Consider the following 15,891-nt stretch of genomic DNA (forward strand, 5'->3'; position numbering starts at 1 on the left):
TTTTAATCTGGGGGCCATTTTACGCACATGTCCGGCAAGTGAGAAACGCATTTCAGGATATTCCGTAGTTTGCTGGCGCGATTCACCTAAGCGCAACAATGGAAATATTTGTTAATATTGTTGCGGTCGCTTTACTCCACATAAATTGCAGGGAAAGTGTTATGAAAACGTTAGGTGAATTTATTGTCGAAAAGCAGCACGAGTTTTCTCATGCTACCGGTGAACTCACTGCTTTGTTGTCGGCAATAAAGCTGGGCGCCAAGATCATCCACCGCGATATCAACAAGGCCGGTCTGGTCGATATCCTGGGTGCCAGCGGTGCTGAGAACGTGCAGGGAGAGGTTCAGCAGAAACTCGATCTGTTCGCGAACGAAAAACTGAAAGCTGCACTGAAGGCGCGCGACATTGTGGCGGGCATCGCCTCGGAAGAAGAAGATGAAATCGTCGTCTTCGAAGGCTGCGAACACGCAAAATATGTTGTGCTAATGGATCCGCTGGATGGCTCATCCAACATCGATGTTAACGTCTCTGTCGGTACTATTTTCTCTATTTACCGCCGCGTAACCCCAGTCGGCACACCGGTTACGGAAGAGGATTTCCTGCAGCCGGGCAACAAGCAGGTTGCTGCGGGCTACGTTGTTTATGGTTCTTCCACCATGCTGGTATATACCACCGGCTGTGGCGTACACGCCTTTACCTACGATCCTTCTCTGGGCGTATTCTGCCTCAGCCAGGAACGTATGCGCTTCCCGGCGAAAGGCAGCACGTACTCCATTAACGAAGGCAACTACATCAAATTCCCGAATGGCGTGAAGAAGTACATTAAATTCTGTCAGGAAGAAGATAAGTCAACCCAGCGCCCGTACACCTCGCGCTACATTGGCTCTCTGGTTGCGGATTTCCATCGCAATCTGCTGAAGGGAGGAATCTACTTGTACCCAAGCACCGCCAGCCACCCGCAAGGGAAACTGCGTCTGCTGTACGAATGCAACCCGATGGCCTTCCTGGCCGAGCAGGCGGGCGGCAAAGCCAGCGATGGTAAAGAGCGTATTCTGGATATCATTCCGGAAAGCCTGCACCAGCGCCGCTCCTTCTTCGTGGGCAACGACCATATGGTCGAAGATGTAGAACGCTTTATCCGCGAGTTCCCGGACGCGTAAGCGCAATTTCCCGGCCTACTGCACATTGTAGGCCGGATAAGCGAAGCGCCATCCGGCATGATGCAGTGACATTACCTGATGGTGGCTTCGCCTTATCAGGCCTACGTTCGGTTACGCTGTCTGTAGCTTAAACGCCGCCATCGCCTCCAGCAGCGCATGTGACTGTTCTTCCAGCGAGCGGGTAGCCGCTGAAGACTGCTGTACCAGTGCCGCATTTTGCTGCGCCGTTTCATCCATCTGCATCACCGCGATATTCACCTGCTCTATGCCGCGACTCTGTTCCTGGGACGCACTGGCGATTTCACGCATCAGCTTAGTCATGCGCATCACTTCAGTAGCAATTTCATCCATGGTTTCACCCGCCTGCTGCGCCAGCTCGCTGCCTTCACCGACGTGGGTGTGCGAATCGCTGATTAACGCGCGGATCTCTTTTGCCGCTTCGGCACTGCGGCTGGCCAGATTACGTACTTCACCTGCAACAACCGCAAAACCCCGTCCTTGCTCACCGGCTCGCGCCGCTTCAACGGAGGCATTGAGCGCCAGAATATTGGTCTGAAATGCAATGCCGTCAATCACGCTAAGAATGTCGGCAATGCGGCTGGAACTGCCGGCAATATCGCGCATTTTCTCGATCACATAGCACACCATCTCGCTGCCGCGATCGGCGGTATCCGATACCGATTTTGCCAACTGGTGCGCCTGTTCGGCGTTGTCCGCATTCTGTTTCACGGTCGCCGTTAACTCTTCCATGCTGGCGGCGGTCTGTTCCAGCGATGTGGCTGTCGATTCAGTACGCTGCGCCAGATGCTGGTTTCCGGCCGTCAGTTCACGGCTACCGATATCAATTTGCGAGCTGGCGTCACGAACGCGTTGCACCGAGTCGCCCAGCGCATGGCGCATGTCATCCATTGCGGCGTTGAGGCGGTTAAATTCGGCGCTGGCCGACAGCGCGCTAACCGGCGACAAATCACCTGTCGCCAGACGTTCCAGCTGTTCAACAATGTTATCCAGCGGTTTGAGAAACTTATTTCGCAGCATAAACCAAATAACCGCCAGCAATGCGATGGCCGCTAGCATCGCTGCGCTCATAATACCTTGATAAATCAATGAAGTAATAATGCGGGTAGAGGCGTATAGCCCCATTCCGCCGGTCAGCAAAAGAAGAAACGCCAGCAGAGACAATAACACCAACAAACTTGATCGAATTGAAAGGGATTTTGGCATTGTTATATTTCCGGTTGTAGGGTTAAAACAGACCTGTACAGAACCTATCGACTACAACCGGAAAAAGTTTAGCTATTTAAATGTCTTGTGAAAAATCATGATGTTACTTTGGTGTTGTCGCCGTGCTTACGCGGGTGACCGGCGAGCTTTGACGATTTTCCCAAAGCACCGTGAGACCGCGTTGTAAGGCAATAAAAATAAACAATAAAATACCAATCGCGATCTTGGTCCACCAGGAACTTAATGTGCCGTCAAAATTAATATAGGTCTGGATCAGCCCCTGAATAGCCACGCCAAACAAGGCGCCTAAAACCGTACCCACTCCGCCGCTCAACAGCGTACCGCCAATCACGACTGAGGCAATCGCATCCAGCTCGACACCGACGCCCGCCAGCGCATAACCGGCCTGGGTATAAATTGAAAAGACAATGCCAGCCAGCGTAGCCAAACCGGTAGACAACATATAAATACGGATGGTGGTGCTGCGGGTGGAGATCCCCATCAGGTTAGCAGAGGTGGCGTTGCCGCCAATCGCATAAACCTGATTACCGAACCGCGTACGATGCGCCAGAAAGATGCCGATGACCACCACCGCCAACATCAGCAATCCCATCGCGCTCAGACGGCCGCCGCCGGGGATTTTCCATGCCAGGCTGGAGAGCATGTCATAAACCGGATGGTTAATTGGGATCGACTCTTCAGAAACCAGATAGCTAACGCCGCGCAAAAAGAACATTCCCGCCAGGGTAATGATAAACGCCGGGATCTTCAGCGCATCAATCAGCAATCCCATAAACGCGCCAAACGCGCAGCCCATCAGCAAAATCAGCGGGAACGCCAGTAACGGAGAAATCCCCCAGTAGCCAATCGCCTTTGCCAGAAATACGCCGGTAAAGGCGATTACCGAGCCAACGGAAAGGTCGATCCCGCCAGAGAGGATCACGAAGGTCATGCCGACGGCAATAATTCCTAAAAAAGCGTTATCGGTCAGGATATTGCAAATCACCCGGGTGGAAGCAAAAGCCGGAAATTGCGTCAGACAGTAGAGGTAGCCCAGCGCAAACACGCCGAGGGTGATCATCAGTGGTAAATTACGTTTTATCATGACCACGCACTCCTTTTATCAGGCTGATAAAGCGTTGTGACTGTACAACCAGCACACACAACACCACGACGGCTTTGACCACCTGATTCAGTTCCGGCTGGAAGCCCGACAGTAAAATCCCGGTGTTCATCCCCTGAATAATTAACGCGCCGATCACCGACAGCAGCAGGTTAAAACGCCCGCCCATCAGCGAGCCGCCGCCGATAACAACCGCGAGAATAGCGTCCAGCTCCAGCCATAATCCGGCGTTATTCGCATCCGCGCCGCGAATATCCGCCGTGACAATGATCCCGGCGATAGCGGCACACAGGCCGCTCAGCACATAGGTAAGCATCACAATAATGCGGGTGTTGACCCCGGCGTTTTTCGCCGCACGAATGTTGATACCCACCGCTTCAATAAACATGCCCAGCGCCGTTTTACGCGTCAGCAGCCAGAACACCACCAGCGTCAGTAACGCAATAATCACCGGCGTGGGGAACAGTAACAGCGAGCCACTGCCAAGCCAGGAAAGCTCAGGCGAGTTGAAGGTGACGATCTGCCCGGAGGTGATCAACTGCGCCACTCCGCGCCCAGCGACCATCAGGATCAACGTGGCGACGAACGGTTGGATCTTGAGGATGGCCACCAGAATTCCGTTCCACAATCCCGCCAGAATGCCAGAGCCTAAGGCGGCAAGCAGCACCACCGGCAGGCTGTGCCCGGCCACCGTCATCGCAGCGGTCGTCGCCCCGGCAATGGCCATCACGGCACCAACGGAAAGATCAATGCCACCAGTGGCAATCACCAGCGTCATACCAATCGCCAACAGCGCCACGGGTGCAGCGCGGTTGAGAATATCAATCGGGCTACCGAACAGCCGACCATCCTGCAAAATCACCTGGTAGAAGTGCGGCGCAACCAGACTGTCCACCAGCAGTACCAGCAACAACGCTACCAGCTGTGGCATCCCCTTGGGCCAATGAAACCGTCGTTTAGGCGGATTGGATTGAGGGAGAGATTGAGGCATCACCATAGTCTCCTTAGGCCGCAATGGCGTTCATGATCGCCGGGACGGACAATTCAGCCAGTGGGATCTCGGCCACCTGTTTGCGATCGCGCATAATAATGACCCGATCGGCATAACCCACCAGTTCTTCCAGTTCCGATGAGATAACCAGCAGGGCCAAACCATCGGCGCACAGCGTTTCGATCAGGCGGATGATCTCGGCATGCGCGCCGACGTCGATCCCGCGCGTGGGTTCATCGAGGATCAGAAACTGCGGTTTGGTCAGTAACCAGCGCGACAACAAGACTTTTTGCTGATTGCCGCCGGAGAGAAATTCGATCGGTTGTTCAGCGTTAGGGGTGCGAATACCAAGCTGGCGAATAAAGCGCTCGGCAATCTCGTTTTGTTCTTTACGGGGAATTGGGCGCAACCAGCCGCGCTGCGCCTGCAACGCCAGAATGATGTTTTCGCGTACCGAGGCGGCGGCGATTATGCCATCCGTTTTGCGATCCTCCGGGCAAAAACCGATTCCCAGGCACGAAGCCTGATGCGGCGATCGCAAGGTCTGCGGTTTACCTTTGATCAATGCGCTGCCGCTGTCGGCGGGTTTAATGCCAAAGATCACTTCCGCGGTTTCCGTCCGCCCGGATCCCAGCAGCCCGGCGAGACCGACGATCTCACCTGGACGCACCTGCAGATCGAACGGGGCGATAGTGCCTTTCTTGCCAAAGCCGCTAAACGCCGCCACCGGTTTATTACTCAGCAACGTGCGGCCCGCACGCTGTAGCGCATGGGTATCCAGTTCGCGACCCAGCATCATTTTGACCAGTTCGATCTGTGGCAGCTCGCGAGTTTCACGACAGCCCACAAAGCCACCGTTACGCAGGACGGTGATGCGATCGCTGACCTGATAAACCTGATCGAGGAAATGGGTGACGAAGATCAGACTGACACCGCGATCGCGCAGATGCCGCATCAGGCCGAACAGCATTTCAACTTCCTGGGTATCGAGGCTGGCGGTAGGTTCATCGAGGATCAGCACCTTCGCAGAGAGATCGATCGCCCGGCAAATGGCAACGATCTGCTGCATTGCCACGGAAAAGCGGTTCAGAGGCTCGCGCACATCAAGAGAAAAACCGTACGACGCCATCAGCTCCGTCGCGCGCTTTTCCATCTGTTTGCGCTGCAACAGGCCAAAGCGCCGCGGTTCGCGGCCAATAAACAAATTATCCGCTACCGACATATTGGGCAGCAGATTCACTTCCTGGTACACGGTGCCAATCCCCAGTTGCTGGGCATGGGCGGTATTTTTGGGGGAGACAGGTTGGCCTTCGAGCCAGATCATACCGCGATCGGCATGATAAACACCGGTCAGCGCTTTGATCAGCGTCGATTTCCCCGCCCCGTTTTCGCCGAGCAGCGCCATGATCTCGCCGCGTCGCAGGCTGAAATCCACGTTATCCAGCGCTTTGACGCCGGGAAAGAATTTGCTTAAGCCCTCTGTGCGGAGGATTTCCTGGTATTGGTCGGTGGTCATGGCATTCCTCCGGTACGAGGTCACGGCGTTTCGTAGGCCTGATAAGCGCAGCGCCATCAGGCAACAAATGCCGGATGGCGGCGTAACGCCTTATCCGGCCTACGGAAGACCGACAGCAAAACTAGTAGCCCATGTTTTTCTTCTTCTCTAGCTCTTCTTTCGCGGTATCCGGCAGATAGAGGATCGATTTGGTAATGGTCAGCTTCTCAGGCATCGTGCCGTCTTTTTTGAATTTCTCCAGCGCGTCAAATGCCGGGCCTGCCATATTCGGCGTCAGCTCGACGCTGGCATTGGCTTCGCCATCAATCATCGCTTTGTAGATATCCGGTACGCCGTCGATTGACCCCGTCAGAATGTCTTTGCCTGGTTTCAGGCCAGCCTCTTTGATCGCCTGAATAGCGCCGATCGCCATGTCATCGTTGTGGGCGTAAACCATGCAGATGTTCTTGCCGTTGTTTTCCGCTTTGATAAAGCTCTCCATCACTTCTTTCCCTTTACTGCGGGTGAAATCGCCGGACTGAGAGCGGATAATTTTGATGTTTGGCGCGTTAGCGATGGCTTCAGCGAACCCTTTCTTACGATCGATCGCCACGCTGGCACCAACGGTCCCTTGTAACTCAACGACGTTACACGGCTTGCCGTTCACCTCTTTAATTAGCCAGTCGCCGATCAATTTGCCTTCCAGCACGTTATCGGCGGTGACGGTAGTCATATAGAGAGATTTGTCTTTTACATCGATGGAACGATCAAGCAAAAAGACCGGAATATCGGCATCTTTGGCCTCTTTTAACACCGGCTCCCAACCTGTTGCCACGACCGGCGCAATAAAGATGGCATCGACGCCCTGAGCAACAAATGAACGGACTGCTTTAATCTGGTTTTCCTGCTTTTGCTGGCCGTCAGCGATTTTCAGCGTAATTCCGCGTTTTTCGGCCTCGCTTTTCGCCACGTTGGTTTCTGCGGCGCGCCAGCCGGATTCAGAGCCAACCTGCGAAAATCCTACGGTTAAAGGGGCTGCTATTGCCATAGACGACATGGCTGCCGAAACTGCTGTGACTATAAGTAAGCGCTTCCACATAAGTGCGTCCTCGTAGGGTGATTATTGTTGGTTAATAAACCGTCGCGAAAAAACTATAGACAATTGAGCATGTAACGGATTGCGTTACATCACACTTCAAAAAAGTAAATAAAACGTTAATCACAAGTTTGTAATCGCTTTCATATCACTATGAAAAATGCAGCTGAAGATATGGATTTTTCTGTCACCAGAGAGGAGCAAAAAGAAGAAAATGGGAGTAGAGAAAGCGAAAACAAGCGGAGACATTCCGCGCGAGTTGGCTATAATACCCGCCACTTGTTTGCCATAGCTTATTTAAAGGAAACAGACATGAGCTTACTCAACGTCCCTGCCGGTAAAGACCTGCCGGAAGATATCTACGTTGTTATCGAGATCCCTGCCAACGCAGATCCGATCAAATACGAAGTTGACAAAGAGAGCGGCGCCCTGTTCGTTGACCGCTTCATGTCCACCGCGATGTTCTATCCGTGCAACTACGGTTACATCAACCACACCCTGTCTCTGGATGGCGATCCGGTTGACGTTCTGGTCCCGACTCCGTACCCGCTGGAGCCTGGTTCAGTGATCCGCTGCCGTCCGGTTGGCGTTCTGAAAATGACCGACGAATCCGGTGAAGATGCGAAACTGGTTGCGGTACCGCACACCAAGCTGAGCAAAGAATACGATCACATCAAAGATGTGTCCGACCTGCCGGAACTGCTGAAAGCGCAGATCACCCACTTCTTCGAGCATTACAAAGATCTCGAAGCAGGCAAATGGGTAAAAGTTGACGGTTGGGACAACGCTGAAGCCGCTAAAGCTGAAATCGTTGCATCCTTCGAGCGCGCGAAGAAGTAAGATCGCACATGACTAAGCCCCGATAAATATCGGGGCTTTTTTTTAATTAAAGCTCTGGCAACTCATCGTGTGCAATTTTATACTGAGGAAATAATTAAAAAGAGCGCAGATAATCAATATACTCTCTCACATTTTTCTCTAATTCTTCCTGTGAAAATTTATCCTCTGCGCCGTAAAAAGCGTGGAATGGCAAGTAATTTGCCCCGACATATTTCGCTGTCATTTCAAATGGCAAAAGTATTTCCTGCATTGAATACTGATAGCGTCCATCATGTGAAAAATCCGACTCTTTAATGCCCGCACTCACCGCCAGTGAAAACTTGCGACCTTTGAAGGCATGACGGCTTGTTGAGCCATATGCCCAGCCGTAAGTGAATACCTCATCCAGCCATTTTTTCAGTAAGGGAGGGCAATTAAACCAGTACAGTGGAAACTGTAGAATAATACTATCATGTTGTTCAATTAACTTCTGCTCACGTTCAACATCAATAATACCATCAGCATAGGCTTGATAAAGATGATGAACCGTAAATAAGTCAGGATATTTAGCGAGTTCATCTGCCCAGCGTTTATTTATAACAGAGTTATTAAAATTGGGATGAACAACAACAATGAGTGTTTTCAAATAAAATCCTCCATAATTTACTGAACCATTCAGTATTTATTTGATGTTTGCATCATAATTATAATTATTTTAAAGTACAATACTGTCATTGTTGATATATACTATACAAAAGGTTAGTGTAATGAACGAAGAGAGAGTCACTTCCCCGTGCGAACTTTTGGGGGATACCGGGTTTGCCTACACGCTTTCACTGGTGAGCGGAAAATATAAAATGATCATTCTCTACTCGTTGACGGGGACCAGTCCCATCCTGAGATTCAATGAACTCCAACGCCGTATAGGAACAATTTCATATCGCACACTCAGCCTGACGCTGAAAGAACTCGAAAGTGATGGATTAATAATCAGAAACGAGTACCCGCAAATTCCGCCAAAGGTCGAGTACAGCCTCTCAAAGAGAGGGCTGTCGCTGATTCCGGTCTTAGATATGATGTGTGAGTGGGGAAATGTTCATCGCAATGATGAGATAAACAAAAATTAAGAGCGAAAAACAACGCCACCCGAGGGTGGCGTGTTCATATCAGTACTGGTCTCTGTCTAACCAGTTACCGCTTTCAATCAGCGTTAAGCCATCAACCGGACGTTGGTACACGTACATCCATGCACTTCCGTACGGCGTTTGAATTAGCTGGCGTGCGTATTCACCACCACGGGTACGCAGAGCGTCAAGCTCTGCCAGCGTGGCGTTATCAATACGATAAACTTCCCCGTGTACTGTTCCATTTCCCGGAACGGCGCCTGGATAGTGGCCCAGGCTGTACAACTGGTAGTTGTCGATACTGAAATTTCCCAGCAACAGGGCATTGGTCATCCAGTGGCTGTTGCCTTGTTTGGTTCGTAAACTGCCATAGACAAATATTCGCATTGCTAAAACTCGAACTGATAGAGCAAATCAAGTGCCTGATCTACGCCAGACACTGCTTCCAGATATAGCTTAGGCATCAGACGATAACGTAGCGTGAGTGTCGCTAAGGAGTCAAATATACCCACACCATATTTCACCTGCAGACCTGGCAGTACGTATCCGCTGACAACGACCTGAGATGAGTCACCCACCCCTTGCGTGTCCAGTGCCAGATTGCTTACGCCAAATGTCTCCCCGATTTTACCCACAACCTGACCACTTTGTGCAACCCCCAGGCCAATAAGCATTGAAGTCATCGCCGCGCTGTCACTCTGTTCACTATCCAGTCCTTGCCCACGAAGCAGGTAAGACAGCGCCATTTGCTGCGACATCGCCGGGTCGGAGAAGATCTCCGCTTTCGGTTCATCAGCCGTGCCCGTGACGCGAACACCAGCGATCACGTCATCTTCTGTAGCATCCGGGTTACGAATCGCTTCAATATTGAGCAGCGGCTGATCCGGCGGACCGGAGAATAACAGCTCGCCCTTACGCACGATCAGATCCTGACCATAGGCATGGAAGCGACCGCTCGGGATATTAATCTGTCCGTTAAGCCCGAGTCCCTGTTTATCCTGCACCACCTTCAGATCGCCCGTCAGCCGCGCTTTCAGACCAAAGGCATCAAGACGCACGTTATTACCGACGTGGATGTTCAGGTTGCTGTTGATCGGGATCCCGGCGGTCTGCGGTTTCTCAGGCTGGAGATCGTTATTAAGCATCACCATATCGCTGGACACCCCTACCGCGCTTTCCGGCAGATCGTGGACCACGATACGCGCCCACGGCACATCGACATTGCCGTTCAGGGTAAACAGGCTCGGTGTCGCTTCAAATTCCACATCCGGCGAGACATCCAGACGCACCATCGGCGGCACGGTGATCCGCACCCGACTGCCTTTCGCCGCAACGCGCGCCCGCCAGTTGTCGATCTGACTCCAGTCGGCGTCGCCACTCAGGTTGATTTCTCCCTGCTGTGTACGCACCACACCCGCCAACGTTGAGCGTGTTCCGGTGAAGTTGACGGCTAACTGGCTTGGCTGCATGTCAAACGGCATAAAGTTACCGTCGATATCCAGTCCGCTCAGTTGCAGTTGTCCAAGCAGTTGCGGGCTTTGCACATCGCCGCCCAGACGCAGGTTGGCGTTGATCGTCCCCGCGGCCTTTTCACCACGTGAGAAGATAGGGTTCACCATCGCCAGATTGAAGTTGCGGATATTGACGTTGCCGCCCAGGTTACGGCGCCCTTGTGGATCCGTCACCTGCACCTTTCCGTCAAACTGTCCGTTATTGGTCAGGCGAATCAGCCAGCCCAGTTCGGCACGGTTGTCGTGCAGGTCGGCGGTCAGATTCAACGTTTCAAATGCCACTGGCAGCGGCGCATCGTTCACGCTTTGCGTGACCTTCACGTTGCGTCCGGAAAGCGTGACCTGCCCCTGCGGCAGCCCCTCTTTGGTCGTGTCCCAACTGACATCGGCTTTGCCGGTGAACACCCCGCTGGCCTGAGTCGTATCCGGCATAAACGATTTCAGCATCGCCAGGTCGAAACGGTTGAGATTCACCACCGCGCGGCCTTCTGCACCGGCATCAATGGTTTGTGGTACGCACAGCTCCGCATTCGGGTTGTTCCAGCAGTGCGGCCCAATGCTGATTTTTTGCTCCTGATTGCGGTAATCCAACGCGATCGCACGATTAAGCGCCCACGGGCCAACCGGCGTCTGGAAACGGGTATTGCTTAACTCCCCTTTCCAGCGCTGTTCTTTGCGATCAAAGCTGCCTGCCAGGGAGAGCTGTCCGGAGACCGGCTCGCCCTGGATGCGCAACTGTAGCTCATGCTGCCTCTCACTGCCTTTGGCATCGAGCGTCACCAGGCCAATATTCACGTCAGGTTGTACAATCCGCTCTACGCGAACGTTGAGATTACCGGCGATTTGCTCCGCCGATTTCACGTCGCCTTCGACGCGAACCTGAGCAACGGAAAGCTCCTGCCAGCGCAGGCCGCGAGCGGTGATGTCCGCCAACAGCTGTGGCGCTTCTACCGTCCCGCGAACTTTTACCAACCCTTTCGCCGTACCGCCTAATCCCGGCAGCGCGTTATCCAGGCTTGGGGCATCAATCGTCGCGTCGAGATTGAGGTCTTTGACCCCCAGTTCCCCTTTCACGTCCGCACTGTTGCGTCCCAGTTCCAGATGCAGGCCAGGGATCGTCCACTGCAGGTAGCTGTTCCCCTTCAGCGAACCATTCACATTAACCTTGTTCTGCTTCACGTTACCGGTCAGCTTCAGCTCAGGAATCTCTATCTGCCAGCTTCCGCCGTACAGACTCCCGCGCGTTTTCACCAGACCATTCAGCTTTGACGGCCAGTCCGGGATTGTTTTCGCAGTGTCGATGCCGTCCAGCGTTAACTCCCCGCGCCAACTGATCGCCTGCTGCCAGTCCACCAGCGCTTTCAGCTCGGTTTTGCCTTCCAGCGCCGCAATGCTCAGTTTATCGAGATTGATCTGCTGTTCGTTGCCTTTGGCGTCCAGTGTGATGGTAGCCGGAGGGATATCCTGCCCTTTCACCGCGGTACGCATCGACAACGTATAGTCGGTCATTTTGCCGGTCAGCTTGAGCTTGATGTCATCGGCCTGGAACTGCTTGTCGCCGGTAAACGGCCAGTAAACCTGCTTACTCACCACTTCCAGATTGAGCGGTAATCCGGCTTCTGCCAGACGCGTTTGCGCGCGCAGGTCCATATCAACCGGGCCAGACAGATTGACGCCGACTTCCAGCTGTTCACGCAGCGCGCCACCGACCTTCAGCTTCACCTTTTCGCCTTTTAATGGATCGACGTTCAGCGTGCTGTTGAGGGTAATATCCACCGGCCATGTGTTGGTGAGCTGCGCCGTACCGCTGGCGTTTACCGTACCCTGATTAGAGTCGATATCCAGCGCGTCGAGCTTCATGTTGCCGTCAATGCTGCTCACTTTGAGCAGCATGTTATGCACCGTTAAATCCGTATCCCCGGTCACGCGCAGTTGCTCGCCGCGAAACTCCTCAATATTGAGGTTGAGCGGCAGATGGACATCGGTCATTTCCGGTAGCACCGGCTTTGAGAACAGATCTTTTAGCGTTTCACCGAGCGGTTTTTCATCCGGCTGCGGGTTTTGAATCTTCGGTTCAACGACCTCTTCCTGCGCCACTTCCGCCACTTTAGGCAGGGCAATCAGCAGGCCCTGTAATGACGTTGGCTTCAGGGTCAGCGTTTTTTCCTGCCAGTTCAGGCCGGAGGTAAAATCGAGCACTGAAACCGTGGTGTCGTCAATTTTGATATTGATGTTATTCAGCGCCACACGCGAAAGCGTGATCGGATAAGGTGTGGAAAGGTTAAGCGGGCCGCTATCCTCCTCCTCAACCGGTGCTGAAGGCGGCATCTTTTTGCTGTCGATCGCCACGTTGATATTTTTCAGCGACAGATCGTTGACGCACAGGCTACTATCCCAAAGACACTCCAGCCCGACGGCCAGATGCACTTCACCGGCATTCACCGCCACGCCAGGCTGGTCATAACGAATATTTTTGAGCGATAAATCCCGCCAGCCGCCGGTAACCTGACCAATTTCCAGCCCCGGAACCCAGCGATTAGCAGCCTTGAAGATCAGGTGCAGGCCCGAGGTGGTGCCGACAAGGAACGCCACCGTGCCTAACAACAGCAGGATAAAAATTAGCACGCCGAGGCTTATCTTCTTCCATAAACTCATAATTCAGGCCCCAGACCGATGTAAAACTGTAAACCATGTTCATCTTTGTCGCCGACAGGGACGGCAAAGTCGAGCTTGATAGGTCCGACCGGCGACTGCCAGCGCACACCGACCCCGGCGCCGGTTTTGAAATCGCTTTTGCGAATATCGCTGACCGCTTCGCCGCTATCGACAAACATTGCGCCCCACCATTTCCCGGTCACGTTGTACTGGTATTCCAGCGAGCCGGTTGCCAGCTTCGAGGCCCCTTTCAGCTTACCGTCGCTGCCTTCGGGCGAAATAGATTTGTATTTGTAACCGCGAATACTGCGATCGCCCCCGGCGAAGAAACGCAGATCCGGTGGCACTTTGTCGAAGTCCCCGGTTTCAATCCAGCCGAGGTTACCGCGCATCACAAAGCGATGCCTGTCGTACAGCGTACGGATCCAGACGTTTTGCGCCTGGAAGACAGAGAAATCAACGTCTGAACCCCAGGCCGTATTGGAATAATCAATGGAATAGCGTTGAGAATCGCCCCAGACGGGCATCAGACCGCCGCGCGAACGCGTCCGGCTAATCATCACGCCCGGATAGAGCAGCATGGTGGTATTGGTGACGTTACCCTGCGTAAAGTGGTCGAGGCTCCAGCGCAGGTTAATCGCGCGCTGCCAGCCGCTGGAAAGGTCCCAGTAACGGGAAACCGCAAGCGTCGTGGAGTCCTGCTCGGTGTCGTTTAAATCGGTACGCTTAAAGCCCCCCTGCACCAGGTAATACTGCTCCAGCGGGTTCTTTAACAGCGGCATTTTATAACTAAAATCAAGGACCTGCTCTGGCGCAGAGATACTGGCGCTAGTGGTCAGGCTGTGGCCATAGGAGTTCATCCACGGCTTTTTCCACGAGGTCTTTACCCGTGGCCCGACGTCAGTTGAATAACCAACCCCGGTTTCGATGGTGTTTTCGGTTCGCGGCGAGACCACGCCTTTAAGCGGCAGCACTTTGGTTTTGCGGGCTTTATCAAATTCTGGCGCGACAACCACAGAATTAAACCATCCGGTCGCCGACAGACGACGGTTAAGTTCCCCCAGATCTTTCGACTCGTACTCTTCACCTTCTTTAAATGGCACCAGGTTTTGCAGGTACTCATCACGAATTTGCGAGCCTTCAAAGGTGACATGCCCAAAGCGATAGCGTTCACCGCTGTTGTAATCGATATCCCAGAACGCCTGACGGCGCTCAAGCGCTATTCCAAGCTGGCTTTTATTAAATTCACTGTCGAAATAGCCTTTGCGCAGCGCCACGCTGGTGAGGGATTTTTTGAAGTTGTCATAATCACCCTGATTCAACACGGTGCCGATTGCCGGGCGCGTTTTCAGCAGATCCAGATAATCTTTATCCGTACGCGCGCCACCGCGCAAAATCACTTCGGTGCCGCCAATCAGCACCGGCTCGCCGGGGGTTACTTTGGCAATCAGCACCTGGCGTCCTTTTGCCGGTGGGGGGCGCAGCTCAAAATCGATGGTCGGCTCAAAGTAGCCCAGCGCTTTTAGCCCTTCGCGGATGGCATCATCAACACGCGCACGAAAGCGTCGGTCTGGCGTGACTTCATCACTTTGAATCGTGGACAACTGCGCACGGACGTTTTTCTCCAGCGGTCCTGATAATCCTTCGACCTGTAAGCGAACATTCGCGGCGGCGGCGGAGCCACTTAAGCACAGTAATCCCACCCAACATAACTGACGGATATGTGGCACATTTTCTCCTGAATATCCTTTTTTCCCACCCCTGGAAAAAAATACTATGCCGTTCCTCGGCTTAACAAAAAATCAACAATAAGAGTTGAAAAACAGACGACAACCCAAATATTTCTTATGTTTAAATCTAGACGTATTCATGCCGTTTATTGTGGGCAAAGACGCGTCTCGTTACAACCTTAACCCAAATGACTGATTTCGGGAGAACGGCCATGAGTTTATTTGATAGAAAGCATCTCGTTACTCAAGCAGATGCGCTACCTGGACGCAACACCCCGATGCCAGTGGCAACGCTGCATGCGGTTAACCAACATTCGATGACCAACGTGCCCGACGGTATGGAAATCGCCCTTTTCGCCATGGGATGTTTCTGGGGCGTGGAGCGTTTATTCTGGTCATTACCCGGCGTGTACAGCACCGCAGCCGGATACACCGGCGGCTATACCCCTAACCCGACCTATCGGGAAGTCTGTTCTGGCGATACCGGGCATGCCGAAGCGGTGCGCGTCGTCTATGACCCGCATGTTATCAGCTACGAGCAACTGCTGCAGGTGTTCTGGGAAAATCACGATCCGGCGCAAGGTATGCGTCAGGGGAACGACCACGGTACGCAGTATCGTTCCGCTATTTATCCCTTAACGCCAGAGCAAACCGCCGCGGCACAGGCCAGCCTTGAGCGTTTTCAGGCGGCGATGACCGCCGCTGGCGACGAGCGCACCATTACAACGGAAATCAGTACGGCAACCCCGTTCTATTATGCCGAAGACGATCACCAACAATATCTGCACAAAAATCCTTACGGCTACTGCGGAATTGGCGGGATTGGGGTGTGTTTGCCACCACAAGGATAAATTTCCCCCTCTGGCGACGTTACAGTACCTTACGCTATACTAGCTCCTGAATTTACCGGCTCACTTCCACGAGCCGGTTTTCAATGTGTATTTCACACGGATTTATCAACTT

Annotated in this window: 13 protein-coding genes; 4 read left to right on the forward strand and 9 right to left on the reverse strand. The window is 53.1% G+C overall.

The genetic code is table 11. From position 1 onward, the window contains the following. The first annotated feature begins 161 nt into the window (after window positions 1–161). Window positions 162–1,160 carry a class 1 fructose-bisphosphatase gene (gene fbp / locus FHD02_RS12160; RefSeq protein WP_042312748.1) on the forward strand — a complete coding sequence of 333 codons (999 nt, stop codon included), beginning with the start codon at window positions 162–164 and terminating at the stop codon, window positions 1,158–1,160. A 111-nt stretch (window positions 1,161–1,271) separates the two neighbouring features. Here fbp and FHD02_RS12165 read toward each other — a convergent pair whose 3' ends face one another. From FHD02_RS12165 to ytfQ, 5 genes are all read right to left on the reverse strand, one after another. Next, a complete protein-coding gene (locus tag FHD02_RS12165; RefSeq protein WP_137361568.1) occupies window positions 1,272–2,384 on the reverse strand; it encodes a methyl-accepting chemotaxis protein in 1,113 nt (370 codons plus the stop codon). Between the two features lie 103 nt (window positions 2,385–2,487). After that, on the reverse strand, window positions 2,488–3,489 hold the full coding sequence (yjfF, locus tag FHD02_RS12170) for a galactofuranose ABC transporter, permease protein YjfF (protein ID WP_042312751.1): 1,002 nt from the start codon (window positions 3,487–3,489) through the stop codon (window positions 2,488–2,490). Beyond that, entirely contained in the window at window positions 3,476–4,498 is a 1,023-nt protein-coding gene (gene ytfT / locus FHD02_RS12175) for a galactofuranose ABC transporter, ATP-binding protein YtfT (RefSeq protein WP_042312868.1), read from the reverse strand. The genes yjfF and ytfT overlap by 14 nt, the downstream gene beginning before the upstream one ends. Before the next feature lie 13 nt (window positions 4,499–4,511). Continuing rightward, entirely contained in the window at window positions 4,512–6,014 is a 1,503-nt protein-coding gene (ytfR, locus tag FHD02_RS12180; RefSeq protein WP_137361569.1) for a galactofuranose ABC transporter, ATP-binding protein YtfR, read from the reverse strand. A gap of 121 nt (window positions 6,015–6,135) precedes the next feature. Then, entirely contained in the window at window positions 6,136–7,092 is a 957-nt protein-coding gene (gene ytfQ / locus FHD02_RS12185; protein WP_042312755.1) for a galactofuranose ABC transporter substrate-binding protein YtfQ, read from the reverse strand. A gap of 309 nt (window positions 7,093–7,401) precedes the next feature. Between ytfQ and ppa the strand changes: the two genes are divergently transcribed. Beyond that, entirely contained in the window at window positions 7,402–7,929 is a 528-nt protein-coding gene (gene ppa, locus FHD02_RS12190; protein ID WP_038636623.1) for an inorganic diphosphatase, read from the forward strand. Between the two features lie 94 nt (window positions 7,930–8,023). On the opposite strand, the gene FHD02_RS12195 is transcribed toward ppa, so the two are convergent. Continuing rightward, window positions 8,024–8,554, reverse strand: coding sequence for an NAD(P)H-dependent oxidoreductase (locus FHD02_RS12195; RefSeq protein ID WP_137361570.1), 531 nt, complete (start codon window positions 8,552–8,554; stop codon window positions 8,024–8,026). 121 nt (window positions 8,555–8,675) lie between these two features. Here FHD02_RS12195 and FHD02_RS12200 point away from each other — a divergent pair, with 121 nt between their 5' ends. Next, the gene (locus FHD02_RS12200; protein WP_137361571.1) at window positions 8,676–9,035 is read left to right on the forward strand and encodes a helix-turn-helix domain-containing protein; all 360 of its coding nucleotides are present in this window, start codon (window positions 8,676–8,678) and stop codon (window positions 9,033–9,035) included. A gap of 39 nt (window positions 9,036–9,074) precedes the next feature. On the opposite strand, the gene FHD02_RS12205 is transcribed toward FHD02_RS12200, so the two are convergent. From FHD02_RS12205 to tamA, 3 genes are read right to left on the reverse strand one after another with little or no spacing between them, the layout of a single operon-like run. Beyond that, window positions 9,075–9,419, reverse strand: a complete 345-nt coding sequence (locus FHD02_RS12205) for a gamma-glutamylcyclotransferase (RefSeq protein WP_003025723.1) — start codon at window positions 9,417–9,419, stop codon at window positions 9,075–9,077. A gap of 2 nt (window positions 9,420–9,421) precedes the next feature. Continuing rightward, a complete protein-coding gene (gene tamB / locus FHD02_RS12210) occupies window positions 9,422–13,198 on the reverse strand; it encodes an autotransporter assembly complex protein TamB (RefSeq protein WP_220393903.1) in 3,777 nt (1,258 codons plus the stop codon). Further along, window positions 13,195–14,928: an autotransporter assembly complex protein TamA gene (gene tamA, locus FHD02_RS12215; RefSeq protein WP_042312760.1), complete on the reverse strand. Its 1,734-nt coding sequence runs from the start codon at window positions 14,926–14,928 to the stop codon at window positions 13,195–13,197. Before tamA ends, tamB begins: the two co-directional genes overlap by 4 nt. 212 nt (window positions 14,929–15,140) lie before the next feature. On the opposite strand from tamA, the gene msrA reads away from it, so the two are divergent. Further along, a complete protein-coding gene (gene msrA / locus FHD02_RS12220) occupies window positions 15,141–15,779 on the forward strand; it encodes a peptide-methionine (S)-S-oxide reductase MsrA (RefSeq protein WP_042312762.1) in 639 nt (212 codons plus the stop codon). Window positions 15,780–15,891 lie beyond the last annotated feature (112 nt).

Source organism: Citrobacter sp. EC_71, assembly GCF_019584005.1.
Lineage (GTDB): Bacteria > Pseudomonadota > Gammaproteobacteria > Enterobacterales > Enterobacteriaceae > Citrobacter > Citrobacter werkmanii.